A 26373-nucleotide genomic window follows, 5' to 3' on the forward strand; every position below is an offset into this window, starting at 1 on the left:
AAGTCCTAACAGAAAGCCGTCTGCTGAAAGCTCTCTCGCGCAGTAACGCTAGCGTGCCATGCCAGAAGCTGCGGGTAGTCTTTTTTCCAACTCACCTCTGGCAGCCTGAAGGCGAGATAATCCATCGCCACTGCAGTGGCGATGTGACCCAGATTGATAGTTGAGGCCTGCAGTTTTTCGCCAAGCTCACCGTCCAGCTGCTTTAATAGCCGCTGAATGGCCCGCGAACGCCTCTGCCCCAGCTCGCTATCATCAATTCCATTGCCGTAATGCTTTCTGGCAATCACGGTATTGAACGCGGCATCCATCAGGTTTTGACCCAACCCCGCCAGGTGCAGCACCTCACCTAAACCAGCCGTGGGAATCATCGGCTTGTTGGGGCTAACGCTATCCAGGTAAACGGCAATCAGCATTGATTCGCTAAGCGTGGTGCCCTCCTCCGTTACCAGCACGGGAATACGCCCGGCGGGGTTGGCTTTTAACAGATCTACATCATCTGCCCAGGGGTCGCACCACTTTAGCGTCACGGCGTCCATCAAGCCTTTTTCCAGTAATACGATGCGTACTAGGCGCGCATAGGGCGAGGTTGCGTTTAGGTAGAGTTCCATTATTGCCTCCCTTGGTTTGAAGATTGCTGTGTAGGTTGCTGGGCAGAAAGATGCGAGTGACGCTGCTGTACGCCACGGCTAAGCAGCACCAGCAAAAAGCCAGCGACTAGGATGAGGCCGCTGATGGCAAACAGTGGCGTGTAGCTGCCCCAAGCGCCATAAAGCGCGGACATGGCATAGCCCGCCACTGCCTGGGCGGCTGCAAAGGCGGCGGTGGCTTGCCCCCAGATCTTCTTGTGGGCGGTTGGCCCTACCAACTCAGCAAGGCGGCCAGAGGTGAGTGCAACAATACCGGGGATCATCGCCCCTACCATGAAGGAGGAAACCGACTGGCTGAGCAGTGCGAGCGAGAACACCGGTAGCAAGACGGCAGCGGCCTTCGCCGCAAAGGCGATCATCAAGCCCCCCTGCCAGCCCACTCGCTGCGCCAGTGCGCCTACCATGAACGGCCCACACAAGGCGCCCAACCCGAAGATTCCCCACTGCAGGGAAGCCGCTTGGTTACCCAGAGCGTTTTCCCTGGCGAGATAGTCCACCCAGAACACGGTATGGGGCACAAAGCCAATTGCATCCAGGGCATAAGCGCCAATGACAAGCAGCACAACGACCTTTACACCCGCATACCCTGTGGAGCTATTACCCACCGAGCTAGCCGTTATGGGTGAGGTTAAGTGCGCTACTCCCTGTTGTTGCAAAAAATAGTCGCACAAAAGGCCAGCGGCAATACAGAGCAGCCCCAGCGTGCCCCAGGTGACTGTCAGGCTTAACCCAAGGAGTAACGGTACGATGAAGGCCGAAAGCAGTGCCCCAAAGCCAATACCGGTAAACACCATGGCACCGACACGCGTTCGCCTTTCAGGTGGTGTGGCCGCCAACGCCAGCGAGGGACCAACGACCATTAAGATGGCCCCGGCAAACCCCGAGACCAACCGCCAGAAGAAGAACCAGAGGAAACCACCTGCCCCGGCGCAGAGCACAAAGCTTAGCGCGATACCCGCAAAGCTTGCGGCCATCACCAAGCGAGGAGAAAAGCGCTCACTCAGCGAGTGAGCTGCGAGTGCACCGATAAAATACCCCAGCAGGTTGGCGGCCCCCAGGTAGGCGCCTTGGCTCGCGGTAAACCAACCCTCTTGAATAATCGCAGGCAATAGCGGCGTATAGGCGAAGCGCGCAATGCCAATTCCCGCCAGGGTCGCCATTATACCTGTCATCAGGGCAGGCAGATCGTGAGTAGTGAGTGATCGATTCATCATGTGGTGTCCTTTTCGTGCCGCCTTTCGGGCAAGGTGGGCAGCGCGTTAGTGCACAGTCAGACTACGCGTAAGGAACTATTTCTAGAAACGATTAGTTTTGATAGCTACTATCTTGTTTAAAGATAACCTGACAGGGAGACGGCGCGTGCAATTGAAATCACTGCGACTATTCATGGCCGTAGCCGAAACCGGCAGCTTCGTGACGGCGGCTAAGCAACTGCACACGGTGCAATCCAATGTGACGGCCCACATCAAGAAACTTGAGGAAGAGTTAGGCGTACAGCTGATTCACCGTGCAGGACGCGTTCGCCCTACGAGTGCCGGATCGGCGCTGGTGGAGTACGCCGAGCGCATGCTGACAGCCCACGACGAAGCGGTATCGCTGTTCAAAGGCCAGGAGAAGGCGTGTGGGCGGCTGCGTATAGGCGCCATGGAGACCACGACGGCGTTGCGCCTTCCGCCGATACTGGCGGCGTACCACGCAGCGCAGCCTGACGTTGATATCCAGATAAAGACCGGGCCCACGGCTGAGCTGGTCGAGTTGTTGCTTAACGGGCAGGTGGACTGTGTCTTCGTGGCCGGTCGGCTTGAACATGGCCGCTACCACTTGCTCAAAGCATTTAGCGAGCAGCTTGTCTTAGTCGGCTCAACACCTATGACGAGAATGCCCTCTTCACAAGAACTGCTGACGTCTGCTTTCTTGGCGTTTCGCCAGGGGTGCAGCTACCGCCAGCGTATTGAGCTGTTGCTGGCTTCCTACAGCGTCAATGCAGGCCGGATTTTTGAGTTCGGCTCCCTGGACGCGATGCTTGGCTGCGTTGCTGCCGGGATGGGTTACACGGTGCTACCCCGTGGGACGGTTGAAGCCCACCAGCACCGGTTCGGGATTCATACGCTGGAACTGCCCACGTCCATCGCCAATGTCGATACCTATTTTGTCGCCCCCGAACCAGAGTCCTGGACACCCGCCCTGGCAAGCTTCGCTGAGACGTTGCGTGATGCGGTGGTGGTGGATGAGCCTCAGCTTACTGTGTCGTGAAGTGGGTATCCTATGGTGGCGTTTTGTGATTTGCTACGTGTTGCCAGAAAGTCTCGACAAGTTTCAAGACCGGTGTGGCCGTTGCAGGGACGAGCCCAAACCTTCGATAAATCGGCTGTGTCAGCGATAACACGCGTAAACCACGCTTATCTTCGGGTAGTGTTGATTCCGGCACGATGGCGACTCCCATTCCTTCACGAACCAGTACACAGGCACTGACCCAGTCACGTACCGTCACACGGATATTGCTCAACGCTACTCCCCTCTCTTGAGCCAAATGCTGGGCATTCACCGCGCAGCCCCCCGTTGCGAGAATGAACGGCTGGGTAGCGAGTTCTGCAAAGTCGACACCTCGTGCGGATGCACGGCGCGCCATGGGGTGAGCCGTTGGCACCACGGCTACCCAAGCATCGCAGCCGAGTATCAAGGCTTGGCGTTCCGGCGTAGGATTCAGCACCACGCCAAGGTCGATGGCGCCACTAGCTAACCATGTCTCGACTTCTTCATCGGTACCTTCCAGAGCGACGATGTCGATACCGGGATGGCGCTGTCGAAAGGAGCCGAGCAGTGCAGGGAGACGAGTCGAGATTACAGACGGGAAACTAGCTAATCGAAGACGGCCACTCCCTATACCTTTCTGCTCATCGGCCAAACCACCAATCGCGTTGAGGCTCGCCAACATACCACGCGCGTGCTCGACAACCGCATCTCCAAAGGCCGTCATGCTGACGTCTCGTCGCGAACGGGCAAATAGCGGTGCCCCCAGCGTTTCCTCCATTTGTGCGAGCGCCTGGCTGGCGCCGGATTGAGTCATGCCAACACGCTCGGCACCTCGTGTGATAGTGCCAGTGTCCGCGATGGCGACAATCAAGCGCCAATGGGAGAGATTCATCATGTCAGTAGCTCAGCTAATGGCTAACTCGTGAGATATTAATTTTACGGTGATTAAAAGGATCTGCACACTTTTGAATTGTTAGCGGTAGCTAATCTCTTTTTTATCACTATAAAGGAATCCCATGAAGCTGTATTACGCCCCCGATACCTGTTCGTTATCGCCTCATATTGTCCTGCGTGAATTGGCGCTGCCTTTCACGTTAGTGCGTGTCGACAACCAAACAAAAACAACAGAGGATGGCCGAGACTTCCTCACCATCAATCCCAAGGGCTATGTAGCGGCTTTGGAGCTAAAGGATGGGCAGATCCTGACCGAGGGGCCTGCCATACTCCAGTACCTAGCTGATCTATCGCCGGAAGCGAACCTTGCTCCACCACTAGGAAGCTGGGGGAGAGTTCGTCTTCAAGAGTGGCTGGCTTTCATTAATAGCGAGATTCACGCTGGATTAGCGCCACTGTTTAACACCAGCCTGGCCGAAGAGGCCAAGCGTGTGTTTCACGATAAGTCCTTCAAGCGCTTTGACTATCTCGACAGTGTTCTTGAGTACAACGCTTACCTGATGGGCAAAAACTTTTCTGTCGCGGATGCCTATCTATTCACAGTGTTAGGTTGGTGTCGGTTTTTCGACATTGACCTGGGTCATTGGCCGACGCTGACAAATTATGTATCACGTGTGGGTGAACGACCGTCGGTTCAGGCTGCTCAGAAGGCAGAATGGCAGAGGTGAAAAACTGGGAGTGGCGATAATTTGCATCACGGCCAACAAGCACCAGTATCTCGCTGAACTTATGATGGCCTATTCCTTGAAAGTGCCACGACTGAACAGTCTAATCATATCCATTGGTATAGGACAGTCGCAGCCCACCAACACCGGGGTGGGATTCCCACCCTGGAGTTGTCCACGTCCATCGCCATGATCGCTACCTATTTTGCGAACCAGAGTCCTGGACACCCGCCCTGGCAAGCTTCGCTGAGACGTTGCGTGATGCGGTGGTGGTCGGTGAGCCTCAGTTGACTGCGTCGTGAGGTGGGCGTCGACACTACGCTATAACGTTGCCCTATTCGCTTTTCAGTCGGTTCATAGATGCGTGTAAAACGGCGAGAACGTCAATTTGATCTGGTTTGATGTAGTAAATAATGCGGTAAGCGCCACACAAGACTTCCCTTATTTGAGCGATATCGTACTCCGGCACCTTACGTCCTGAAGCGGGGAAATCACCAATCTGTTGTGACCTTCGGGTGATTTTATCAACGGTGCTCAACGCATAAGCTTCTGAGTCCTGCGCGATATAAGCATAAATCGCGTCCAAATGGGCTTCTGCTGTTGCTGTCCAAAACACATTCATTCAGGCAAGCCGTATTTCTTGCGAATATCCGCCACACTCGTAATGTTACCCGCTTGGCTATCTGCCATGCCCTTTTCGATGGTCTCCCGAACGTAGATCTCATGCATAAGGTCTTCCCACGTGGCATTCACGGGAAGTTGCTCAATTAGCTTGTGCGCGTCGTCTTTGCTCATCGTAGCTGACATGGTGACTACCTTTTTTAGGTACGTAGAAAATGCTGCTGGAGGATACCCTAGGTTACCGAGAGTGTTGCGGTTTATGCCATTCTCTGCAAATACATCGCCAAGGTCGATACCAATTTTGTCGCCTCCGAATCGGAAACCTGGATACCCGCCCTGGCAAGCTTCGCTGAAACGTTTCGTGATGCAATGGTGGATGCAGGGCCTTAATAGTACTAACCCCTGCCCTGCGCTTACGCTACTTATTGTTGGCTCACTCTATTAGCCGCTCGCTCAACGCGACGAGGTCTTCAGCCACAAAATCCCATGCTTCCTCTGCTTCTAAATCTTTGCTCTGTTGAGGGCCATATTCTGTGCGTCGGGGTATAAACGCTGTTTTCATTCCTAATGCACGGGCAGCACGCAGGTCAGCATTATGCGCCGCACACAGCATTACCTCTTCAGGCGGTAGGCGTAGCAGACGGCAAGCTCCTAAATAAACCTCCGAATCAGGTTTGTAGTGCTCGAATAACTCGGCGCAAAAAATCATATCCCACGGTAGCTTGGCGTGACGGGCAACATCGACCATTAATGAGACATTACCATTGGTCAGCGTTGCGATGATGGTGTGCTCTTTCAAGCGCTGTAGGCCATGTGGGACATCGGACCAGGGCTCTAATTGGTGCCAAAAGTAATTGACGCGATCAATGGTCGCTTCGTCTAGCGCAATCCCATGTTGATTGAGTAGTTTGACTAAGCTTTCTCGATGCAGATCATCTAATACCGTCCAGGGGATTTCCCCTCTGCGTACCCTGTCCATGGAAGGCGCATAAAGCTGACGCCATTGATCAGCCAGCACTTCACTAGGCAGTTCAATCCCCAACTCTTTCTCTAGCTCATTGAACTGGTGAATCAAACTGGAGCGCCAATCAACAATAGTGCCAAATACGTCAAACACGATGGCTTTCATTATTTTCTCCTTGCCGCTGGATGGTCATTAATAGCCCCAATAACGTCATGGCGATCAGCAGACTCCAGCCGAGCATAAAACTGTCACTTATATCTAACAGCCACCCAAGGAGTGGTGGTATCGATACAATCGCCAGTTGGTTAATCGCCATAGCCAATCCCAGTACAAAACCGGTTTTATCAGCAGGTGCAGACTCAGCCACATAAGCTACCCAAGGGCCGTACCAACCAAAACCAAAAAAGCCCAGCCAGGCCATCAAACCGCTCAGCATGAGCGTTGAGTGTAGCGGCAGCCAAACCAATACCAGCAGCCCTACTATTACCGCCACCATGCACACCATTACCGGAAAATAGCGCGAGCGACATCGGTCGCTCCAGGCCGCCAACAAAATACGCCCGGCTATCCCAGCCCCCTGGGCTACGAATAGCAACGTCGCCGCCTGCAGTACCTCCATCTGCAAACGACTATGCAGATAGAGCACGGTAAAAATCAAAATGCCGTACTGAACCGAGATCAAACTAATACCGGACGCCATGATCTGTTTCATGGCCGGTTCACGAATCATCGCCAGTCGCGATAAGACGACTTTTTTTACGCTACCTTCAGAGGCTCTTGCAACCGGCACCACGCCACCCGGGGCACGGTAAAAGAGCATAAAGACCAACGCCCCGAAGATCGCAATCAGCCCACCCACCAGAAAAGAGGCGCGCCACCCCCAGGTGATCGCAACTGTTGGCAGTATAATCGCCGCCAGCGCACCACCCAGCGGCAATCCCGCCTGACGAATCCCCATGGCAAAGCCGCGCTGGGATTTATCAAACCAAGCGGCTACCGATTTGCTACCGCCGGGTTGGGCGGTACTGTAGCCTGCCCCTACGATGACCAAAAACAGCAGCATGGCCCAGTAACTCTCCGCCAGCACGGCAGCGCTAAGCGCAATGCCCACAACGAGGGTTCCCACTCCCACCACCAAACGCTCACTGAATCTGTCTAGCAACTCCCCGGCAACTAACAGCCCGACTAAAGGCACCAGTTGAGCAGCAGAGACCAGCGTCCCAATCTGAAATGCAGAGAGCGCCATATCTGCCTGTATATAAACGCTTATGGCGCCGATGCCTTGAACGAAAAAGCATGCCGCTGCTTGAGCCAGGGTGGCTATCAGCAAAATGATCCAGCGGTAATGTCGGCTAGCAGTCATCGGCGGCACGGTTGTCATGTAAGTTCAGATTTTAGTCAGGCCTTCTTCACAAAATGGGCGGTCACCATCATGTCGCCGACGCCGTCGACCTTGCAGTCCAGTTGGTGATCCTTGCTATCCAAGAGCCGCTTGATAACGGCTTTGGTGCCCACCTTGAGTACCAGTGAGCTGCCTTTGACCTTGAGGTCTTTGATCATCGTTACCTTATCGCCTTCCGCTAACAGCGTGCCATGGGCATCTTTTACCGTCACGTTGTCTTCCACCTCAGTCTCAGAAGGGTTCCATTCGTGGGCGCACTCGGGGCAGATGAACAGGCTTTGATCCTGATAGACGAATTCGGATTGGCAATTGGGGCAAGGTGGGCACGACATGAATGATGACTTTTGTGGCTTGGTTTAGGCTGCTTATGATAATGAGCCTGTGTACCCTTGGCGAATGCCTTCACGCCAGCCCATGAAAGGAGAACCAGGATGAACAAACGTGACCTGGAAGCAACCTACCGTGATTACATCACCTGCCTCAATAATCAGGATTGGACGAACCTTGACCAGTTCGTGCATGACGATGTCCACCATAACAGCAGGCGCCTAGGGCTTGATGGTTATCGCGCCATGCTGGAAGCCGATTATGAGCAGATACCTGATCTTCACTTCAACATTGAGCTTTTGGCCATTGATTCACCCCATGTCGCGTGCAGGTTGCGATTCGATGTCACACCCAAAGGTAGCTTCCTCGGCCTTGCGGTGGACGGCAAAAAAGTGACGTTTTGCGAGAACGCGTTCTACCTCTTCCGTGATAATAAGATTCAGGAAGTCTGGTCGGTGATCGACAAGACCGCAATAGAAGCTCAGCTGGATTGAGGCTCCAAATGCCACCCTTGTTCGGTTGCCAGCAGGCGGTCTGTCAGGGCGAGGTTTTCCAGAAACGCATCATCATGGGATACCACCACTAACGCGCCTTGGTAACTGCGCAACAGCGTTTCCAGCGCTTGTGCCGATGGCAGGTCGAGGTGGTTATTTGGCTCATCCAGCAGCAATAGTTGCGGTGGTGAGTCGGCGTAGAGGAGACAGGCCAGTGCACCTTTCAGACGTTCACCTCCGCTTAATAGTCCGCTGGGTGTGGTGATCTTCTGCGCGTCCAGGCCTAGTTGGGCCAGTAGCATACGCAACTCGCCTTCCGTCGTTGAGCGGTTAGCCATTTGCAACTGTTCGAGCACGGTTTTATCCGGCTCAAGATTCGCTAGTCGCTGGTCGAGATAGACGCTTTTAGAGGTTACTTTGCAGGTTCCGGATAATGGCTCAATTTGACCTGCAAGCACACGAAGTAGCGTGGATTTACCGCAGCCGTTAGGGCCGACAACCCCTATGCGCTGTTGCCCTCTCAGCAGTAAGCTAATGTGACGAGTGGCTCCCATGACGAACGGTAGCTCTACCCTCTCCAATTCTGCCAAACTGCGCTTTGTGGCCTGATTAACGGGTATCCCATGCAGGGTGATGTGCGCTTCGTTTTCAACCTGCTTTGCCGCTTCCCGCACGCGCTGGTTAAGCTGATCACGGCTGGCTGCCTGCTTTTGGCGCAATGCGCCGGTGGAGTTCTCGCTGCGCTCTTTCTGACCATCCAGCAGTATCTTGGCCTGGTTGGCTTCCTTGCCCTGCCGATTTCCGCGGGCCTGCCGTTTCTCCTGGCGTTCACGCTGCTTACGCATCGCCCTTTCTTGGCGTTGGCGCTCTAGCTTGTGTCTATTGAGTTGGTCAATCGCATTTTGCTGCTCGTGTGCTTTCGCCTCTGCATAGAAGGTGTAGTTACCGCCATAACTGTGCAGCCCTGAGGGGGACAGTTCTACGATACGCTCCATGGCCTCCAGCAATTGCCGGTCATGACTTACCACAATCAGCCCACGCGGCCAGCGTTGCAGTTGTTCAATGAGTGCTTGGCGGTTGGGTCGGTCGAGATGGTTGCTTGGCTCATCAAGAATCAGGAAATCAGCATTCGAGAGCATGGCGCCCATTAAGGCAACCCGCATGGCTTCCCCACCGCTCAGTGTGTTGGCCGGTGTTGTGGCTTCAAGATAGCCCAAACCGTTGCGTTCAAGTTCATGGCGAAACCGCTGGGGCATATCCCAGCGGTCATCGACTGCTTCAAAATCCTCTGGTGCGGTGCTGCCAGCTTCAATGCACGCCAATGCGTCCAGGGTTGTTCGAATGCCTGCGAGATCGGCGACAGAAGCCCCCTTCGACTGGGCCACTTGCTGGGCAAGGTAATGCACGCTATTGGGGCAGTGACAATAGCCAGCGGTTGGTTGCAACAGACCCGCGAGAATTTGGGCTAAAACTGTTTTACCCACACCATTGCGACCCACCAGCCCCGTGGGGCGTGTGTCGAACTGCTCGTGAAGGTCGGTGAAAAGCGGTCTGCCATCCTGCAAAACGTAGGAGACACCTTTTAAGGTGAGATGGGTAGTGGTCATAGTTGATTCCAGCGATGCCAAGTACTCCCCCTGCTTTAGGGGCTAATGGAGACTGGCCGTTATTGCAACGGCGGGCATCAATGGCTCATTGGACAACTACCTCTGCTTAACGTGGAAAGACGTACCATCATACAAATAATGACGGCGAACCAACAAGGTTATGACAGTCCTGGTCTAGATATTTGAATTATCCCCATTAACAAACGAGTAAAGAAAATATCAGATCGGTAGGCTCAGAATTTTCTTGCGGAGGCTTTCGGCTCACAAAAAAGCGCCCTGGCGGGGCGCTTCATGGTTGCTTCAGGCGTTTAGAAAGATGCCCATTCTTCGGTCTCTTTTTTACTACCGAGAACATGAGTCGGTAAGCGTTTACTGACCCGAGGCTGGTTCTCGCGCGGTCTTGGCGTAGCGGGTAGCGCGCGTTGTTTTTGACCAGTGGTCGCTCCTCTAAAGAACGACACCTCGTTCATCAACGCCTCTGCCTGGCTTTGCAGTGAACGCCCTGCTGCACTGGATTCTTCCACCAAGCTCGCATTCTGCTGGGTGACACTGTCCATTTGCGAGACGGCGGTATTGACCTGATCGATCCCCTGGGCCTGCTCTCGGCTGGCGGTGGCAATCTCACCCATCAACACCGAAACACGCTTAACGCCATGAACGATACCTTCGAGCGACTTGCCTGCTTGATTGACCAGGTTTGAGCCGGTATCGACTTGGCCGATACTGTCCTCGACGAGTTTCTTGATGTCTTTCGCGGCATCAGCACTGCGCCCTGCCAGGTTGCGTACCTCGTTGGCCACCACTGCAAAGCCACGGCCTTGCTCGCCCGCGCGGGCGGCTTCCACTGAAGCGTTCAGCGCCAGCAAATTCGTCTGGAAGGCGATTTCATCGATCAAGCCCACGATACCCGCAATCTTGCGGCTCGAGGCGTTGATGCCCTCCATCGCGGTGATGGCTTTAGCGGCAATCTCGCCCCCGGCGTTGGCTTGTTGACTGACCTCGTGCACGAGCTTGTCTGCTTCGGAAGCGTTGTCTGCATTCTGACGCACGGTCGAAGTGATTTCGTCCATCGATGCCGCGGTCTCTTCGATATTTGCGGCCTGCTCCTGAGTACGGCGACTCAGGTCGTCAGTACCTAGCACGATTTCGTCGGCGGCTACATTCACTGACTCGGCGTTATTACGAACGGACATCACCACCTGTGAGAACTTGGTCTCCATGCTCTTTAATGCCGTGAGCATTACACCAAACTCATCCTTGCAGGTAATGTCGATGTTGTTATCAAGGTTTCCTTGTGCCATGGCGTTGGCGAGTTCTTGCGCCTTGCTCAGCGGGGTCATGATGCCGCGAATCAACCATATTGCGAGCAGAATGCTGAAGATGATCGCCGCTAACATCACGCTTATGACGAAATTACGTGTCCAAGCATAGTCGCTTGAGGCCTGTTGATTATTGGCAGCCGCTTGGGCGCTGTTACGGTCGATAAGGTCGTGGATTGCAGCGAGCACGGTGGGATAAACGACGTCTAGTGTGGAGGAAGCGATATCTCTTGCGATGTCGAACTCATTGTCGATCATTGCCGCGTTCATCTCGTCGATACCGACGCGCAAACTGGCAAGTGAGGTGATGAACTCTTCGGCTACTGCACGCTCATCATCGTTGGAAACGCGTTCAGGGAAGTAATCGTTCCAAGCAGCGTCGATGAGGGCATCGTTCTCCGCGATCTCTTGCTGTGTGGCGATGGCGGATGCCGGATTGCGGTCACTCTGTCCGGCTGTCAGTTTCACTCGGTTGCTTAATAAGCCTTCATTAACCTGACTAAAAATACCCAGTGTGAGCACGTTTTCTTCATAGGTTCGGTTGAGTGCATTGTTCGTTTTACTGAGGCTATAGAGACCTAAAGTACCGACGACGATTAACATCAGGATGCACGCGCCTAAACTCACGGCAAGCCGCAGTTTAACGCTTCGATTTAGAAGTAGCATGGGAAGGATCTCGTGAAAGCCCGCAGCGCTCTGCATTGGGCAGGTGGAAGCCATCTCGGTAACTGCAAGTGTTCATACAGAACGTATCCTGCTAGTCACCGTTTAGCATTATCGGCTCACGTTCAGAAACATTGAGTATTTATCTTAAAAATCGCCAATATCTTGTGCGACCCCATGCCAACCGACCCGGTGTAGTCTCACGTGCGTCAACCCAACCCCATAACGTATAAAGCGCTACTAAAACTAAACGTTTTGGTTATCTCCACTCACAAATGAATAGAGCAGAATATCAGACCGATAGACCCAGCCTTGGCTTGCCCAAAACGTCTGGGCTGCTTCGTTCTCGGGAAGGATCATCAGGTGTGATTTTTGGATGCCTTCCCTCTTCAGCGCTTCCATGCAGAGGCTGACCAGCCGTGTTGCAATGCCTAACCGACGGTGAGAATTCGCTACCGATAAGTGCTGAACATAGCCGCGCTTGCCATCGTGGCCCGCCATGATCGTTCCCACCAGCTCTCCTTCTACTTCTGCCACAAAGCTTAGGCCAGGATTACGCAGCAGGTATTTTTCGATACCTTCCCGTGAATCGGCATCGCGCAGCCGCACGCCTTCACTTTCGCTCCACAGAGCAATGGCGGCTTCATAGTCGTTGATGGTCATGGTGCGGTAGTGCATCAGGCGGTTCTCATTGGGTGGCGGCATCGTTTTGTTCGTTCTTCTCGTCAGGGTTGTTGAAGTGATCCTTCTGCTCTGCCCATTTCAATAAGGCATCCAGCGCCGGGCAGAGCGTTTGCCCCCATTCGGTAAGGCGGTACTCAACTTTCGGCGGCACCTGGGGATAGATTTTGCGCGCCACGATGCCATCCGCTTCCAGTTGGCGCAGCTGTTGGGCGAGCATTTTCTGGGAGATATCGGGGATGAGCTTTTCGAAATCGGAGTAGCGCTGCACTTTTCCATCGAAGAGATGAAAGAGAATAATGAGCTTCCAGCGCCCATCCAGCATTTTTAATACATTTTCCACATCGCCTGCGGCGGTAGCGGGCGTATAAATCTTTCTCATGAGTGAGCCACTTACCTTTTTGTGCGTTCTTGATAACGCGTCAGTCTAGGCAGAAGATTCTCGCATATTAACCCTTGCGAGAGATGACCATCATGAGTTTGTCACTACCAGACGCGATCAGCACTTATTTCCGTATCAGCAACGGGGCGGATGTTAGCCATATTGCGGAATGCTTTACCCACGATGCCCGTGTGTTTGACGAAGGCGAGACGCACCGCGGCCACACCGCTATTCAAGCTTGGATGCACGCCACCCGTGACAAGATTGAGTATAGCGTCGAGCCGGTCAGTGTTTCCCAACAAGGCAACAAGATGGTGGTGACCGCCACCGTGACCGGCAACTTCCCCGGCAGTCCGGTGCAACTTGACCACCAGTTTGAGCTTGCCGAGTCGCAAATCCAGTCATTGGAGATCCACTAATGAACCTGAACTTGAACGGGCGACGTGTATTGATCACCGGCGGCAGCAAAGGGGTTGGCGCGGCCGCGGTGGCACTCTTTCGAGAGGAAGGCGCGCAGGTACTGACCGCCGCCCGTACTCGCCCCGCTGACCTACCCGATGCGCTGTTTGTCACCGCTGACCTGACGACGGCCGAAGGCTGTGCCAACGTGGCCGATGCGGTCAATGAGCGATTGGGCGGCGTGGATATTATCGTGCATGTGCTGGGCGGTTCATCCGCCCCCGGCGGCGGCTTCGCGGCACTGGGCGAGGAGGAGTGGCAGCGCGAACTCGACATCAACCTGTTTCCCGCCGTGCGGCTGGATCGCGCCCTGCTGCCCGGCATGCTGGCCCAAGGCGATGGGGTGATTATCCACGTGACCTCCATTCAGCGTGAACTCCCTCTGCCCGAGTCGACCACGGCTTATGCGGCTGCCAAGTCGGCGCTCTCCACCTATAGCAAGAGCTTGTCCAAGGAAGTGTCACCCAAAGGGGTGCGTGTGGTTCGGGTGTCGCCGGGCTGGATCGAGACGGAAGCCGCCGTTGCGCTGGCCGAGCGAATCGCCCAACAGGCCGGCACCGATTACGCAGGCGGCAAGCAGATCATCATGGAATCGCTGGGTGGCATCCCGATTGGCCGTCCTTCGAAGCCTGCAGAAGTGGCCAACCTGATTGCGTTTCTGGCATCACCGCTGGCAGCCACTATTACGGGCACGGAGTACGTGATTGATGGCGGCACCGTGCCCGTCGCTTGAGGATGGCGGTGAAATGGCGCTTGCCTATCTTATGGCGCGAATATCGTCGATATCGACGGGTCTTGAGAGCACAGACTTATAACGAATCAAGTCTTCCTTCAACATCAAGGGGAGCTCCAGGCCCAGTAAACTGGCAGTTTCATAGCGGTCAAACGCTATATTTAGTGGCACCCAGGCCTGGCTGGCTGCATCAAAAATTTGCGCGCCGTCGGCGTTGCCAACCTCCACCTTGATGCCTTCATACTTGAACTGGACATAGGTTAAATCCCAGCCCTCCTCGCAGTAGTGCGTAGCGGGTTTGGATATGTTCGCTTGGCCAGCCTGCACCATCGTCAAAAAATGCTCGCTGGGTACGAACAGATCAATATCGTTCAACGCTCGTTCAGAGCCATACCCCTTTGCTGCGAGCCCTCCGCAGATTTGAAAAGGGATACTTCTATCTCTCAGTACCCCCACTATCCATTGAGCCGCTAACTGATGCACGTCTTCTCCTTCTTTTTACATATAGCACCAAGGTTATCACGCCGGTTTTGCACAACCGCAAAGGCTCGCGAGGTTAGCTCCCCCCATCATAATCTACCTGGTCACTAACCTGACACTGAGCGCTTATTCTCACAGCCGATTAGCAATTATGTACAAGCATTGAGAGGTAGCGATGGCATAAGCTAGGTGGCGTGACTAATCAGGAGGGGCGGCATGAATAACGCAAGCCGGTTTCAATTCATCAAGAGCCAGCACTAACGGTGCTATTTGCGTTGGGAGCGCAACTCATTAGCCTGCGCATGGCGGCGTTGTGACTAAACTCAAGTCAACCTCAATGCGACGAGACGTAATCCGACTTGGTGAAAGCAGGCGGTAGCGCGAAGTTCTCCCGCATTCGCTTCGTTTCGGCAGCTGGCGTCAATCCGAAAAGCCGTTTGAACTCCCGATTGAATTGCGAAGCACTCAGGTAGCCGACGGCGTGGCAAGCGGCCTCTGCCGTCATGCTCTGACGAACCATCAGCAGTCGTGCTTGATGCAGTCGCGTGGATTTAACGTACTGCATGGGTGAAGTGTGCGTAATGGCTTTGAAGTGATTAAGAAACGTCGGAACGCTCATACCAGCCTCGCTAGCCAGTTGCGACAGGTTAAGCGGCTGAGCGTAGGTCGCGTGGATGTGGCGTAACGCCTTGCCGATTTTCCCGAACTGCCCCTGCATTGCCAGCGCCGCACGCATGGCATTGCCCTGCGCACCGGTGAGCACGCGAAAATACAGTTCTCTCACCAGCGCGGGGCCGAGAATCTCCGCCTCAAGCGGCTGACTCATCGTTTCGAGAAAACATGTCACGGACACCCGCAACGCAGCATCCATGGGACTGGACATTAGGCTTTGGGCCACGTTTTTCTGGGTAGGAGACTGATGGCGGTCGATCTGGATCATCAGCTCCGCGGCGAGCTGAAAGTCCAGATGCATATATATGGCTAGCAGTGGGTGTTCTGGCGTCGCCTCGGTTTCCATCGTGAAGGGCACCGGCACAGCAACCGCCAGATAGTGCTGCTCGTCGTAAAGATAAACCTGATGGCCGAAATAACCCCGCTTTCTCCCCTGGCAAACAATCACGATACCGGGGTCGTACAGCACGGGAGTACGAGACAAGGGACGATCCGAACGCAGGATGCGCACGTCGGGCAGGGCCGTGAGGTTGTATCCTTCTTCCGGCGCCAGCGCCTGAAGCAGCGTCACCATGTGCCGCTGTTCAGCCGTCTGCGGAGTGGAAAGTGTCTTTTTCACGCGATACCGACTGGAATTATCAGAATAGGCAATAATATAAGAATTTTATGCCTGAAAGCAGGCAATACAAAGGGGTAATGTGCATCCTCCACTGATACACAGGAGCTATTTGCATGTCTACCAGCAAACTTATACTCATCACGGGCGTCAGTAGCGGCTTTGGCCGGGCGCTGGCTCAGGAAGCACTTGCTACCGGCCATCAGGTGGTCGGCACGGTACGCAGCGAACGGGCCAGGCAGGCATTTGAGGCACTCAATCCGGAGAAAGCAGTGGGCCGTGTGCTCGATGTGACCGACTTCGATGCCATCGACGGGGTCGTGGCCGAGATAGAGGCAAACGTCGGAGAGATCGATGTTCTCGTCAACAACGCCGGTTACGGCCATGAAGGTATCCTGGAGGAGTCCTCATTGGCCGAAATGCGTCGGCAGTTTGACGTGAACGTATTCGGAGCTGTTGCCGTCACAAAGGCTGTGTTGCCATACATGCGCTCACGTCGGCGCGGACATATCCTCAACATCACATCTATGGGTGGTTTCATCACGATGCCAGGCATCGCTTATTACTGTGGTAGTAAATTTGCACTGGAAGGTATTTCGGAGGTGCTTGGCAAGGAAGTGAAATCGTTCAATGTTCATGTCACTGCCGTGGCACCCGGCTCGTTTCGTACCGACTGGGCTGGTCGCTCGATGTCCCGCTCGCCGCGCTCGATCTCCGAATACGATGCGCTGTTTGATCCGATTCGTAATGCCCGCGTCGAGAAAAGCGGTCAGCAACTTGGCGATCCGGCAAAGGCAGCTTGCGCAATGCTGGACGCAATAGCCAGCGACACGCCGCCGGAGCATCTGCTGCTGGGAAGCGATGCACTAGCGCTGGTGCGCGGCAAATTGTCGGCGCTTGCCGACGAAATCAGTGAATGGGAGACACTCACGCGCTCGACCGATGGCTGAAGGTTCAACTGCTAAATCCCTTCGCATGGCTACCTTTCGATAGCGCAATAGATGCCAATGCATCGTTGTCGGTTATCTCGCCTCCTTCCCCCGCAGCCGATTAGCAATTATGTACAAGCATCCGGGTGCGGGGTTGGCATAAGCTAGGTGGTGTGACTAATCAGGAGGGGGCGGCATGAGTAACGCAAGCCGGTTTCAATTCATCAAGAGCCAGCACGTGCCAACGCTGACGGTACTTCACGCTGCTATTGAGGATTTCAGCTACGACCGCCATGCCCACGAGGAGTATGCCTTCGGCGTTACGCTGGCGGGACGTCAGGATTTCTTCAGCGGCGGGCAGTTTCATCGTAGCCCACCGGGCAACGTAATTTTGTTCAACCCTGAGGAAGTTCACGACGGCCAACCGGGCGGAGATCGCTCACTGGATTACCTGATGGTATATGCGCATCCCGAGCAGGTTAATGCCCTGTTTGCTGATGCTCTAGGCCACGAGCGCACGGCGGACTTTCGCTCAAATAACACTCTTGTTCAGGACATTCGGCTACGCAATGCCATTTTGGAACTGGCGCGCTTAGTCACTTCTCACTCTGGTAGCTGTATCGATCAGGAGAATGCGCTTTATCAGGTAATCGAGCGTACTGTGCAACTCGGCGGAATTTCTCAGCCCAACCAGGTGCTCACCCGCCCCGATGCGCTGCTGGGCCTGGCGAAAGATTATATTCACGCCCACTTGGATACGGATATCTCCCTGGATGACATCAGCCAAGCGGCGCATATCTCCAAGTACCACTTCTTACGCCTGTTTCGTCAGCATTACGGCATTACGCCGCATCAGTATGTGATTAATTGCCGAATCAATGCGGCCCGTTCGGCGCTAGACCTAGGCGCTTCTCTAACAGAGGTCGCTTTGCGCTATGGGTTTGCCGATCTCAGCCATTTCAATCGCCGCTTTAAGCGAATTTATGGCATGACGCCCCATCAGTACCAGCGTGATATCGCACGCTAGGCTCTGCACGAAAACTGCCTGCGCTCGCCGACTTTTCGACAGACCCTTACACCTAAATACCAGCATAGAGGTTTAACCATGTTAGGAATTGTCGCCTATGCCCTAGGCGCTATGTATTCGCCTGGGCCTGTGAATCTGCTTGGCTTGAATATTGGCATCAATGGGCAAGCCAGGCAGTCGATTGGGTTTTGCCTTGGCGTGGGTACTGCGATGCTGGCGTACTTATTGGTATTGGGTTGGGTGGGTGCTGCATGGATCGATGATGAAGCACTCATCGTGATGAGTGCCTTGGGCTGCGGCTATATCGTTTATCTCGCGAGCAAAATTGCCCGTTCAAGTGTTGATATAGGCGAGCCAGACAACGCCCCACGGCTAGTCAGTTATCGTGATGGGCTGGTCATGCAGCTGCTTAATCCTAAAGCCATTGTGGCCACCCTGCCTATTACCACACTGCAGTTTCCTGCCGCTGACATTCATGGGCTTAGCTTGATGTTTTGGGCATTAGGGCTGTCGATGTTAGCCGCCGGCGCCCCCGGCAGCTATATCGTGATTGGCAGCGTGGTGGGCAGCCGTATTAAAAAACCAGGCGTCGTTAAGGGCTTTAATTGGCTGATGGCAGCTTTGCTGGTGGCCGTGGCGCTTTCGATTGGTGTTGAGCATGTGTGGGTACCACTTACTGCCCGAAATTGATCCCCAGTCGCAGGGCTTGTAAGCCGTCGAATTCGACACTTACTTCGTCAGAGAATAAGGGATGGCCCTGCACTATCAAATCCAGCGTCGCCTGAGAGCCGCGATAAGTGACGCTCACTTCAATATTCGCAGTCGTGTTAATGGGCGCCAGCACACCATACTCAATGTTATCCACGCTAACTGCGGTGAGGCCACGGTCATCCAACTGCTGCTGAACTTCCCGTTCAACGACAACGCCGTAATAGAAGTAAATACCGGCATAGCCAAGCGCTAACAATACAACCAGTGAAAAGAGCTTTCCCATTATTTCTCTCAGTTTTATAGAATCTTAGAGGGTTACAGCGGCTTGTCGGGCTGAAACCGGTGGCGTGCTCTGCGGTGCGAGCATTGCCCACAGCAACTTCTCCCCTTGGGCGCTGAAGACGATAACGCGAGAGTTTTTTTCTCGCCTCGCCCAGCCAAGCGCCTGAATTCGGGTAAGCAGTGCACTGCCGAGCGCGCCCGCTAGATGATGCCTGCGCTCGCTCCAATCGAGACACTCCCTACAAAATGAGCGTTTTGAAGAAGCAAGCGCGTCTGTATCGATGCCAAATTGATTAAACCACACCCTTCCCTGCTCAGTGAGCTGTAGCCCTCCTGGGTGCTGATGAAGGATATCCGTTCGCAGCATCTGTTCATACACTGAAACACCCAACTCCCCGGCAAGGTGGTCGTAACAGATACGAGCCTTGCGCAGGGCGGGATCGCGTGGCCCTGTAACAAGGCGGTTCCCCTCACTGCGGCAAGCGAGGCCCATCAGCGACTCCAGGAGACTGGCCACCTCCGGACCCATCAGCCGGAAATAGCGGTGACGACCCTGCTGCTCCACCGTGATCAGCCCTGCATCCAGTAGCTTGCCAAGATGAAAACTGATGGTCTGCTTGGTAACACCGGCCGTGTCCGCCAGTTCGGTCGCCGTCAGCGCACGACCAGACATCAGGGCGGAGAGAACCTCCGCCCGAGCGTTATCGCCGATAAGCGCTGCAACGCGCACAATGTTAGGGCCTTCACTCATGGTTCGATTCTAGTCGAACCACCAGGGGCCGACAACGCGGTATCGTCCTAGCTACCGTTCAAAGGAGATACCCCTATGAGCATTACCTGCTTTATCCGCTACGAGATCGATCCTTTCCAACGCGACGCTTTCAAGGCGTACGCCGAGAACTGGGGGCAAATCATACCCCGGTGCGGTGGCCACCTTATCGGTTATTTTCTTCCCTACGAGGGCACTAACAATGTTGCCTGGGGGCTAATCGCATTCGATAGCCTGGCTGCCTATGAGGCCTACCGTGCCCGGCTGAAGTCTGACGAAGGCGGGCACGCGAACTTCACCATGGCTCAAGAGAAGAAGTTTATTCTCAAGGAGGAGCGCAGCTTCGTTGAGGTGGTGGACGGCACACTGGGCGTTGAATCTGTCTATCCGTGGAGTGTTTTATGATCGCCGTGATATTTGAAGTGCTACCGCATTCAGAACGGAAACAGGACTACCTGGACGCTGCCTGCGGACTGAGCCAACACCTGGAAGGCGTCGACGGTTTTATCTCGATTGAGCGCTTCGAGAGCCTCACACATCCTGGAAAGATCCTGTCGCTCTCCTTCTGGCGGGACGAAGAAGCCGTGAAGCAGTGGCGCACGTTCGAACCTCACCGTTCCGTCCAGAAAGCAGGCCGGCAGGATATCTTTGCCGACTACCGGCTCCGCGTCGCTTCCGTCATCCGGGACTACGGAATGAATGACCGCCGCGAGGCACCGAAGGATTCGCTTGACGCACACCCATCATAAAGCGGGCGGGCTAGCCTACTGGGCAGCTGTTCTCGATAGGTAAATTGGTCACTAGCGAGGCGTCGAGTGCGCCTCCGTTTATAGCGCAAATCACAATGCAGGCTTCAGTGCCGTCAGCAGTGATCGCGAGTTCACCATCTACCTTCCAGGCGCCGCTTTTGCCGCAGGTTTGCCAGCCACCTGTGTTGGAAATGTGGTTAGCAAGTAGCACCGGGAACTGGTGGCGTTTCGCCATGGCAGCGAGTAGCTGCGCATCGACCTCGTACCCTGCTTCAGATATCAGCGCGCTGGCAATATATACCTCCGCTTGCTGGGCGGATGCCGCTTCTGCATGGGAGGGATTGGCGAAGTCTGCACAAATGGCCAAGGCTATTCGAGTACCGTTAACCGTACATAGATAACTTTCGTTACCAGTCGAACAGTAAACCGCTTCCCCTTCGTGCAGGTACTGCTTTGCGTAGAATGCTCGCTCGCCGCTCGGGAAGCAGATAACTGCCCCTATCTGCGGCTTTCTGCCTTCACTAATGAGCGGACAGCCTGCTATCACGACGATATTATGGGCAACAGCGGCTGTGGAAAGTGTGTCGAACACCTCTGAATCTTTCAGCAACGCTAGCTGCTCTAATAGCTCAAGCTCATAGCCGGTCAGCGAAAGCTCAGGGAACACTACTAGATCGGCCCCTCGCACGGCGGCGTTCTGAATATAGGCAAGGTGCATTTCAAGGTTCTCGGCCACTGCACCTTTTACTACGGGTAGTTGAGCGAGTGCGATAGTGGTGCCGCGTGTGCCTCTGGGTTTCATTTCAACACGCCTCGCCTTTAAATATTTTGTTCACTTCAGCCACAAAATATTTAGTTAGCGGCAAAAAGGCTATTTTTATTAATCCGTCATTGCGGAAGTGGAAACCTAACTTATAGCTGATTACTTCCCGTAATTTGGCTCACAATGTAAATGCATTCTAGCGCGCAAATTAGCAAACTCTTGCTCACTTGAAACAGTAGCTACTTTACGCGCCCGAATGTCGTCTAAACGACTTTGGGCAACATCGACCCACTGCTTGTCGATACTTGATTCTGGAGAATTGAGGCTACGCAGCAGCGCATCGACTACTCTTACGCGCTCTTCAACGGGTAATGACTCTGCTTCACTAACAAGCTCTTGAATGTTCATAGCGCTACCTTATTAATGCATCAAGTTGAAGGTATATCACCTATTGTCTTTTCGCTATCCCAACGTCTATAGACAGCCTGGGAAGGTCACGAGCTAAAGCTGCCTCCCACTGCTGCTGTTTTTATAGCCCTTGCTGGGCTCTCGCAATGGCGGCAGCAATGGCTGACTTCGATTGCGGGCTATTTTTCCAGCAAGTCGTGTGCAGCATAGATGCAACCAAATCGGCTATTTCATCGATCTGGCGGGTGGCAAGTTCGCTAAATGAATCAATACCGATCTGTTCAAAACGCTTAATGACGGTAGGGCCAACGCCCTTCACTCTCAACAGAGCGTCTCTTTCTGGATCCGAAAAGGCCACTTGTTTCTACCTCACTACTTAGTTAATCAGTTTCGTCATCTGCTGAGAGTTTTCTCTTAAAACCTCGGTGAGAACCCCCGATCTTCGCAGGCATCCCGAGGTTTATGCACCACTAAGGCGCGTTCAGAAAAGCTACGCCACGGGATCTCCATGCCAAACACATCAAACGTCATCATACCCGAGCGGCAATTGATCAGAACGTCTACCACATAACCGCGATGAACCATGCCCACTGTCGTGGTATCAAGCTCTTGCCAGCGTATCGGCTGGCCGGTGAAGTCAGTGTAAGGGGGTTCGTAACCGCCCTGGGTCTGATCGAAGGATCGAAAATCCATGATGAAGCCAATACATAGGAGCAGTACGCTTATGAACCCGATCAGCGCAAAAACCGCCGTCATCATCTTTATTATCAACCTTGTAGTCATTCCTTTCCCTTAGCATTAGATAATCATCTGCGTTGAGCCAGTGCCCATGGTTAACGGCTTGGTTCAATGCGTGTCTCCCATGTTAGAGCTTGCTCATTCTTTCTTAGCCAATAGCAGCCCTACTCCTGCGCTGGCCAATAAGCCTGCGCAGCCGCGGTTGAATAAACGACGCATGGCGGGGCGTGAAAACCAGTGGCTTAAAAAGCTGCCTGCATAGGCGTAACCGGCAATCGCTACCCATTCCAGCAGCAAAAACAGCGCACCTAGCACTATAAACTGCTGCCCTACATGGCCGCTGGGCTCCACAAACTGCGGTAGGAATGCGGTAAAAATCAGGATGGCTTTTGGGTTACCGGCGGCAAGCAGGAACTCTTGTCGCGCCAGCTCAAATAGGCTCTTGGGCTGGGTGTCTCCGTCAACACTTTCAGTGCTGTCGGCACCCCATAATTGATACGCCAGCCATAACAGATAGAGGCCACCAACTACCTTGATGACCAGGAAAATCTTTTCAGAGGTGTAAAGCAGCGTAGCCAAGCCGGTTGCAGCAAGCGTAATCATGCCAACAAAGGCTGCCAGCCGCCCAATACCTGCAAGACAAGCTGCCCTGGCGCCATATTGAGGGCGAAGCAGGCAGGAATAAACAACAGCAGCGTGGTTAGATTCATGAAAATCGCCTCTCTAGGCTCGCAGCAAAGTACTTCATTAGCATTAGACTATATGCCCAAGTGCTTAGATTAGCTGCTCACGAAGGCTTGGCTCAATCTTTGATACCAAACAGAGGCGATACATTTCCCAACAACAGCGTTAATCGGTGAGGGACGAAGCCCATGTGCCCATATCAGCAAACTTGCGGCTCAATCACCTCCCGGCACGCCCTGACGCTTTCCGCCAGTTCACTTACCAGACCATGCACACGCTCAACGGCTTCATCAGGCGTGTTGGCATTTTCGATACAGTCAACCAGTGCTGAGCCGACGACGACTGCATCGCTGAAGCGGCCAATGGTGGCGGCTTGTTCGGCGGTACGGATGCCAAAACCAACGGCGATGGGCAGCTCCGTATGTTCACGAAGCCCGGCTACTGCGCCTTCCAACCGTTCTGGCGTGGGTGCACTTCCACCAGTGACACCGGCAACGGAAACGTAGTAGATAAACCCGGAGGCATTCGCCAGCACCTTGGGCAGGCGTTTGGCATCGGTGGTCGGCGTGGCCAGGCGAATAAAATCGATGTTGTGTTGCGCCGCTGGCTGGCAAAGTTCCTCATCGTGCTCGGGCGGCAGATCTACCACGATCAGGCCATCGACCCCGGCCTTGGCGGCATCAGTCAAGAAACGCTCGACGCCGTAACAGTAAATGGGGTTGTAGTAGCCCATCAGCACAATGGGCGTGGTGCTGTCTTCTTCACGGAAGCGGCGCACCATTTCCAGCGTTTTGGCTTGTGTCTGGCCGTTATTCAAGGCGCGCAGCGCGGCTTTCTGGATGGCGGGGCCATCGGCCATCGGGTCACTGAACGGCATGCCGAGTTCGATGATATCCACCCCCGCTTTTGGCAACCCGTGCAACAGGCGGCGGGAGGTCTCGGCATCCGGATCGCCAGCGGTGAGATAGCTGACCAGCGCCGGGCGGTTTTGCTGCTTGAGAGCGGCAAAGCAGTGTTCAAGACGAGAGGTATGGGTCATGACGTTCTCCTGTGTTGCGCTCATAGCTGTTTAACCCCGAATTTTTCACCAAGGTGATGGGCCACGCTCATCATGTCCTTGTCACCACGGCCGCTGAGGTTGACCACCATTAAGTGCTCGCGGGGCAGGCCGGGGGCGCGCTTGGCCACTTCGGCCAGGGCATGGGCGGTCTCCAGGGCTGGAATAATGCCCTCCTGGCGGCAGCAGACCTGGAAGGCTTCCAACGCTTCGTCGTCCGTGGCAGAGACGTACTCGACCCGCCCCTGCTCGTGCAACCATGCGTGCTCCGGCCCGATACCGGGGTAATCCAGCCCGGCGGAAATCGAGTGAGCGTCGATAATCTGGCCATCTTCGTTTTGCAGCAAGTAAGTGCGGTTGCCGTGCAGCACGCCGGGGGTGCCGCCGTTCAGGCTGGCTGCATGCAGGCCGCTTTTAACGCCCTTGCCACCCGCTTCTACGCCAATCATCTTCACATCAAGGTCATCGAGGAACGGGTGAAACATCCCCATGGCGTTTGAACCGCCGCCAATGCAGGCCACTAGCGAATCCGGCAGGCGCCCTTTCTTTTCCAGCATTTGCGCACGGGTTTCATGACCGATCACGGCCTGAAAATCACGTACCATGGCCGGGTATGGGTGTGGCCCCGCTACGGTGCCAATGATGTAGAAGGTGTCGTCGACATTCGTTACCCAGTCGCGCAACGCTTCGTTCATGGCATCTTTTAGCGTGCCTGTGCCCGAGGTAACGGGGATGACTTCCGCGCCCAGCAGCTTCATGCGGAATACGTTGGGCTGCTGACGTTCGATATCGGTTGCGCCCATGTAAATGACACAAGGCAAGCCAAAGCGCGCCGCAACGGTAGCGGTGGCAACGCCGTGCATGCCTGCACCGGTTTCCGCGATGATGCGCTTTTTGCCCATCTGCTTGGCCAACAATACCTGACCGATGCAGTTGTTGATCTTGTGCGCGCCGGTGTGATTCAGCTCTTCGCGCTTCAAGTAAATACTCGCCCCGCCAAAGTACTCGGTCAGCCGCTCGGCAAAGTAGAGCGGGCTTGGCCGCCCCACATAATCACCCTGAAAATAAGCCAACTGGCGCTGGAATTCGGGGTCGTTCTTAGCGATGGTGTACTCGTCTTGCAGCTCTAGAATCAGTGGCATCAGCGTTTCGGCGACAAAGCGGCCACCGAAGCTGCCAAATAGCCCGTTGGCATCGGGCAGGCTCTTGGATACGTCTACAGGTTGATTCATCGCGACCTCTGAATGCGTTATCGAACTGTTCAGTAAAAACAGTTCAGTGAAAACAATGCAGTGAAAATAGCGCAAGCGGGTGGAGATAAAAATCGATAAGATGTCAGCAACATGTGATCTTAAGTCAACTATCAGCAGGATGTCTCATGCAACACAGCATGCCGCCGCTTAGCGCTCTGCGCGCCTTTGAAGCCACTGCCCGTTTGGGTAGCGTGACCGCCGCTGCCGATGAGCTAAGCGTGACTCACGGTGCTGTCAGCCGCCAGCTAAAGAGCCTGGATGACCATTTTGGAGTAGCACTTTTTGCCAAAGCGGGCCGAGGTATTGTACTGACCTCGCACGGGGAGCGACTGCAGAGTGGTGTGGGTGAAGCGTTCTCACGCTTGAAGGATAGTTGCGCAGCGCTCAAGCGTGATGTTGAAGAGGCTCCTTTCACCCTGGCTTGTCCTGGCAGCCTTTTGGCCCGCTGGCTGATTCCCCGCCTGGATCGTCTGCACCGCGAGCTGCCCCAGCTGAAATTGCAGGTGGTGGTGAGTGAAAGAGAGCAGCCGGGCACACAAACGGATGCCAGCGCCACCCTAGCATTTGCCGCGCCGCCCTGGCCCACAGGTGTTGAGGTATTCGAGCTGATGGAAGAGCAGATATGTGCGGTGGCAAGCCCGCAGTTGGCGGCCCAGTGCGATCCAACTAAGCCCGGATCGCTGCTTGCCAATAAGCTTTTATATACATCTTCCCGCCCCCAGGCATGGCCGCAGTGGGCCACCGCCAAAGGGCTGGCGCTGGAACAGCTTGAGGCGGCGCTCAGCAGAGGCCAGAGGTTCGATCACCTTTACTACTTGATGGAAGCGGCAGTGGCAGGCCTGGGTATCGCCATCGCGCCAAGTCTATTGGTGGAAGACGACCTGAGGAGTGGCAGGCTGGTGGCCCCTTGGGGAAGTATCCAAACCCCTGCGCGCCTTTGCCTGTGGTTGCCCAGCCAAGCCGATAGCCGCCGCAGCGAGCCGCTGGCGGAGTGGCTTAAGCGGGAGTTGGAGGCTGACCGCTGCTAATATGGCTCCTCTATCAGCGTTTTTTTGCGCAATAGG

The 26373-nt window shown here is 54.7% G+C and carries 33 protein-coding genes and 1 pseudogene; 11 read left to right on the forward strand and 23 right to left on the reverse strand.

From position 1 onward, the window contains the following. Nucleotides 1–5: 5 nt before the first annotated feature. Complete coding sequence (locus E0L35_RS21595; RefSeq protein WP_138801394.1) at nt 6–608, reverse strand: glutathione S-transferase N-terminal domain-containing protein; 603 nt, start codon at nt 606–608, stop codon at nt 6–8. After that, entirely contained in the window at nt 608–1861 is a 1254-nt protein-coding gene (locus E0L35_RS21600) for a YbfB/YjiJ family MFS transporter (protein ID WP_249362172.1), read from the reverse strand. Before E0L35_RS21600 ends, E0L35_RS21595 begins: the two co-directional genes overlap by 1 nt. Nucleotides 1862–2006: 145 nt before the next feature. Here E0L35_RS21600 and E0L35_RS21605 point away from each other — a divergent pair, with 145 nt between their 5' ends. After that, nucleotides 2007–2900 carry a LysR family transcriptional regulator gene (locus tag E0L35_RS21605; protein ID WP_138801396.1) on the forward strand — a complete coding sequence of 298 codons (894 nt, stop codon included), beginning with the start codon at nt 2007–2009 and terminating at the stop codon, nt 2898–2900. 10 nt (nt 2901–2910) lie between these two features. Here the strand turns inward: E0L35_RS21605 and E0L35_RS21610 are convergent, their stop codons facing one another. Beyond that, nucleotides 2911–3795 carry a LysR family transcriptional regulator gene (locus E0L35_RS21610; RefSeq protein WP_138801397.1) on the reverse strand — a complete coding sequence of 295 codons (885 nt, stop codon included), beginning with the start codon at nt 3793–3795 and terminating at the stop codon, nt 2911–2913. 121 nt (nt 3796–3916) lie between these two features. Between E0L35_RS21610 and gstA the strand changes: the two genes are divergently transcribed. Next, entirely contained in the window at nt 3917–4522 is a 606-nt protein-coding gene (gstA, locus tag E0L35_RS21615; protein ID WP_138801398.1) for a glutathione transferase GstA, read from the forward strand. A 331-nt stretch (nt 4523–4853) separates the two neighbouring features. Here the strand turns inward: gstA and E0L35_RS21625 are convergent, their stop codons facing one another. The 5 genes from E0L35_RS21625 to E0L35_RS21645 form a co-directional block, all read right to left on the reverse strand. Then, nucleotides 4854–5141: a type II toxin-antitoxin system RelE/ParE family toxin gene (locus tag E0L35_RS21625; protein WP_008959972.1), complete on the reverse strand. Its 288-nt coding sequence runs from the start codon at nt 5139–5141 to the stop codon at nt 4854–4856. Further along, entirely contained in the window at nt 5138–5326 is a 189-nt protein-coding gene (locus E0L35_RS21630; RefSeq protein WP_008959973.1) for a hypothetical protein, read from the reverse strand. Before E0L35_RS21630 ends, E0L35_RS21625 begins: the two co-directional genes overlap by 4 nt. Nucleotides 5327–5573: 247 nt before the next feature. Next, complete coding sequence (locus E0L35_RS21635) at nt 5574–6269, reverse strand: haloacid dehalogenase type II (RefSeq protein WP_138801399.1); 696 nt, start codon at nt 6267–6269, stop codon at nt 5574–5576. Continuing rightward, nucleotides 6250–7485, reverse strand: a complete 1236-nt coding sequence (locus E0L35_RS21640) for an MFS transporter (RefSeq protein ID WP_138801400.1) — start codon at nt 7483–7485, stop codon at nt 6250–6252. The genes E0L35_RS21635 and E0L35_RS21640 overlap by 20 nt, the downstream gene beginning before the upstream one ends. Before the next feature lie 17 nt (nt 7486–7502). Further along, on the reverse strand, nt 7503–7838 hold the full coding sequence (locus E0L35_RS21645; protein ID WP_138801401.1) for a zinc ribbon domain-containing protein YjdM: 336 nt from the start codon (nt 7836–7838) through the stop codon (nt 7503–7505). A 99-nt stretch (nt 7839–7937) separates the two neighbouring features. On the opposite strand from E0L35_RS21645, the gene E0L35_RS21650 reads away from it, so the two are divergent. Further along, nucleotides 7938–8327: an ester cyclase gene (locus tag E0L35_RS21650; RefSeq protein ID WP_138801402.1), complete on the forward strand. Its 390-nt coding sequence runs from the start codon at nt 7938–7940 to the stop codon at nt 8325–8327. On the opposite strand, the gene E0L35_RS21655 is transcribed toward E0L35_RS21650, so the two are convergent. From E0L35_RS21655 to E0L35_RS21670, 4 genes are all read right to left on the reverse strand, one after another. Next, nucleotides 8315–9934, reverse strand: coding sequence for an ABC-F family ATP-binding cassette domain-containing protein (locus E0L35_RS21655; RefSeq protein WP_138801403.1), 1620 nt, complete (start codon nt 9932–9934; stop codon nt 8315–8317). The two genes, E0L35_RS21650 and E0L35_RS21655, sit on opposite strands and share 13 nt — an antisense overlap. A 308-nt stretch (nt 9935–10242) precedes the next feature. Further along, nucleotides 10243–11919 carry a methyl-accepting chemotaxis protein gene (locus E0L35_RS21660; protein ID WP_138801404.1) on the reverse strand — a complete coding sequence of 559 codons (1677 nt, stop codon included), beginning with the start codon at nt 11917–11919 and terminating at the stop codon, nt 10243–10245. 243 nt (nt 11920–12162) lie between these two features. Beyond that, nucleotides 12163–12621 carry a GNAT family N-acetyltransferase gene (locus E0L35_RS21665; RefSeq protein WP_249362173.1) on the reverse strand — a complete coding sequence of 153 codons (459 nt, stop codon included), beginning with the start codon at nt 12619–12621 and terminating at the stop codon, nt 12163–12165. Beyond that, the gene (locus tag E0L35_RS21670) at nt 12605–12979 is read right to left on the reverse strand and encodes a helix-turn-helix domain-containing protein (RefSeq protein ID WP_138801405.1); all 375 of its coding nucleotides are present in this window, start codon (nt 12977–12979) and stop codon (nt 12605–12607) included. Before E0L35_RS21670 ends, E0L35_RS21665 begins: the two co-directional genes overlap by 17 nt. 92 nt (nt 12980–13071) lie before the next feature. On the opposite strand from E0L35_RS21670, the gene E0L35_RS21675 reads away from it, so the two are divergent. After that, a complete protein-coding gene (locus tag E0L35_RS21675; protein ID WP_138801406.1) occupies nt 13072–13398 on the forward strand; it encodes a nuclear transport factor 2 family protein in 327 nt (108 codons plus the stop codon). Beyond that, nucleotides 13398–14171, forward strand: a complete 774-nt coding sequence (locus E0L35_RS21680; RefSeq protein WP_138801407.1) for an SDR family oxidoreductase — start codon at nt 13398–13400, stop codon at nt 14169–14171. Before E0L35_RS21675 ends, E0L35_RS21680 begins: the two co-directional genes overlap by 1 nt. 24 nt (nt 14172–14195) lie before the next feature. On the opposite strand, the gene E0L35_RS21685 is transcribed toward E0L35_RS21680, so the two are convergent. Next, nucleotides 14196–14654, reverse strand: coding sequence for a hypothetical protein (locus E0L35_RS21685; RefSeq protein WP_138801408.1), 459 nt, complete (start codon nt 14652–14654; stop codon nt 14196–14198). A 331-nt stretch (nt 14655–14985) separates the two neighbouring features. Then, the gene (locus E0L35_RS21690; protein ID WP_249362174.1) at nt 14986–15942 is read right to left on the reverse strand and encodes an AraC family transcriptional regulator; all 957 of its coding nucleotides are present in this window, start codon (nt 15940–15942) and stop codon (nt 14986–14988) included. A gap of 113 nt (nt 15943–16055) precedes the next feature. Here E0L35_RS21690 and E0L35_RS21695 point away from each other — a divergent pair, with 113 nt between their 5' ends. The 3 genes from E0L35_RS21695 to E0L35_RS21705 all read left to right on the forward strand — a co-directional run bounded on the left by E0L35_RS21695 (nt 16056) and on the right by E0L35_RS21705 (nt 18585). Next, a complete protein-coding gene (locus tag E0L35_RS21695) occupies nt 16056–16889 on the forward strand; it encodes an oxidoreductase (RefSeq protein WP_138801409.1) in 834 nt (277 codons plus the stop codon). Nucleotides 16890–17064: 175 nt separating this feature from the next. Next, a complete protein-coding gene (locus E0L35_RS21700) occupies nt 17065–17895 on the forward strand; it encodes an AraC family transcriptional regulator (protein ID WP_022522615.1) in 831 nt (276 codons plus the stop codon). Between the two features lie 78 nt (nt 17896–17973). Then, nucleotides 17974–18585: a LysE family transporter gene (locus E0L35_RS21705; RefSeq protein WP_138801410.1), complete on the forward strand. Its 612-nt coding sequence runs from the start codon at nt 17974–17976 to the stop codon at nt 18583–18585. Here the strand turns inward: E0L35_RS21705 and E0L35_RS21710 are convergent. Next, nucleotides 18569–18889, reverse strand: a complete 321-nt coding sequence (locus E0L35_RS21710; protein ID WP_138801411.1) for a DUF945 domain-containing protein — start codon at nt 18887–18889, stop codon at nt 18569–18571. The two genes, E0L35_RS21705 and E0L35_RS21710, sit on opposite strands and share 17 nt — an antisense overlap. Before the next feature lie 24 nt (nt 18890–18913). Beyond that, entirely contained in the window at nt 18914–19639 is a 726-nt protein-coding gene (locus tag E0L35_RS21715; RefSeq protein WP_138801412.1) for a winged helix-turn-helix domain-containing protein, read from the reverse strand. Nucleotides 19640–19714: 75 nt separating this feature from the next. Here E0L35_RS21715 and E0L35_RS21720 point away from each other — a divergent pair, with 75 nt between their 5' ends. Together E0L35_RS21720 and E0L35_RS21725 are read left to right on the forward strand one after the other, a co-directional pair. Beyond that, the gene (locus tag E0L35_RS21720) at nt 19715–20062 is read left to right on the forward strand and encodes an NIPSNAP family protein (protein ID WP_041158224.1); all 348 of its coding nucleotides are present in this window, start codon (nt 19715–19717) and stop codon (nt 20060–20062) included. After that, a complete protein-coding gene (locus E0L35_RS21725; protein WP_138801413.1) occupies nt 20059–20406 on the forward strand; it encodes an antibiotic biosynthesis monooxygenase in 348 nt (115 codons plus the stop codon). Before E0L35_RS21720 ends, E0L35_RS21725 begins: the two co-directional genes overlap by 4 nt. Before the next feature lie 10 nt (nt 20407–20416). Here the strand turns inward: E0L35_RS21725 and E0L35_RS21730 are convergent, their stop codons facing one another. From E0L35_RS21730 to trpB, 7 genes and pseudogenes are all read right to left on the reverse strand, one after another. Then, nucleotides 20417–21208 carry a carbon-nitrogen hydrolase family protein gene (locus tag E0L35_RS21730; protein ID WP_027960088.1) on the reverse strand — a complete coding sequence of 264 codons (792 nt, stop codon included), beginning with the start codon at nt 21206–21208 and terminating at the stop codon, nt 20417–20419. 120 nt (nt 21209–21328) lie between these two features. Beyond that, the gene (locus E0L35_RS21735; protein WP_027965502.1) at nt 21329–21577 is read right to left on the reverse strand and encodes an addiction module protein; all 249 of its coding nucleotides are present in this window, start codon (nt 21575–21577) and stop codon (nt 21329–21331) included. A 121-nt stretch (nt 21578–21698) separates the two neighbouring features. Further along, on the reverse strand, nt 21699–21935 hold the full coding sequence (locus E0L35_RS21740) for a helix-hairpin-helix domain-containing protein (protein ID WP_138801414.1): 237 nt from the start codon (nt 21933–21935) through the stop codon (nt 21699–21701). A 56-nt stretch (nt 21936–21991) separates the two neighbouring features. Continuing rightward, nucleotides 21992–22336, reverse strand: a complete 345-nt coding sequence (locus E0L35_RS21745; RefSeq protein WP_138801415.1) for a hypothetical protein — start codon at nt 22334–22336, stop codon at nt 21992–21994. Nucleotides 22337–22453: 117 nt separating this feature from the next. Beyond that, nucleotides 22454–23025: pseudogene (locus E0L35_RS21750) on the reverse strand (LysE family translocator). Nucleotides 23026–23198: 173 nt separating this feature from the next. Continuing rightward, nucleotides 23199–24038, reverse strand: a complete 840-nt coding sequence (trpA, locus tag E0L35_RS21755) for a tryptophan synthase subunit alpha (protein WP_022522603.1) — start codon at nt 24036–24038, stop codon at nt 23199–23201. Nucleotides 24039–24058: 20 nt separating this feature from the next. After that, complete coding sequence (gene trpB, locus E0L35_RS21760; RefSeq protein WP_022522602.1) at nt 24059–25288, reverse strand: tryptophan synthase subunit beta; 1230 nt, start codon at nt 25286–25288, stop codon at nt 24059–24061. Between the two features lie 146 nt (nt 25289–25434). Here trpB and E0L35_RS21765 point away from each other — a divergent pair, with 146 nt between their 5' ends. Then, nucleotides 25435–26337 carry a LysR family transcriptional regulator gene (locus tag E0L35_RS21765; protein WP_022522601.1) on the forward strand — a complete coding sequence of 301 codons (903 nt, stop codon included), beginning with the start codon at nt 25435–25437 and terminating at the stop codon, nt 26335–26337. Nucleotides 26338–26373 lie beyond the last annotated feature (36 nt).

Source organism: Halomonas sp. ATBC28, assembly GCF_005937175.1.
Classification (GTDB): domain Bacteria; phylum Pseudomonadota; class Gammaproteobacteria; order Pseudomonadales; family Halomonadaceae; genus Vreelandella; species Vreelandella titanicae.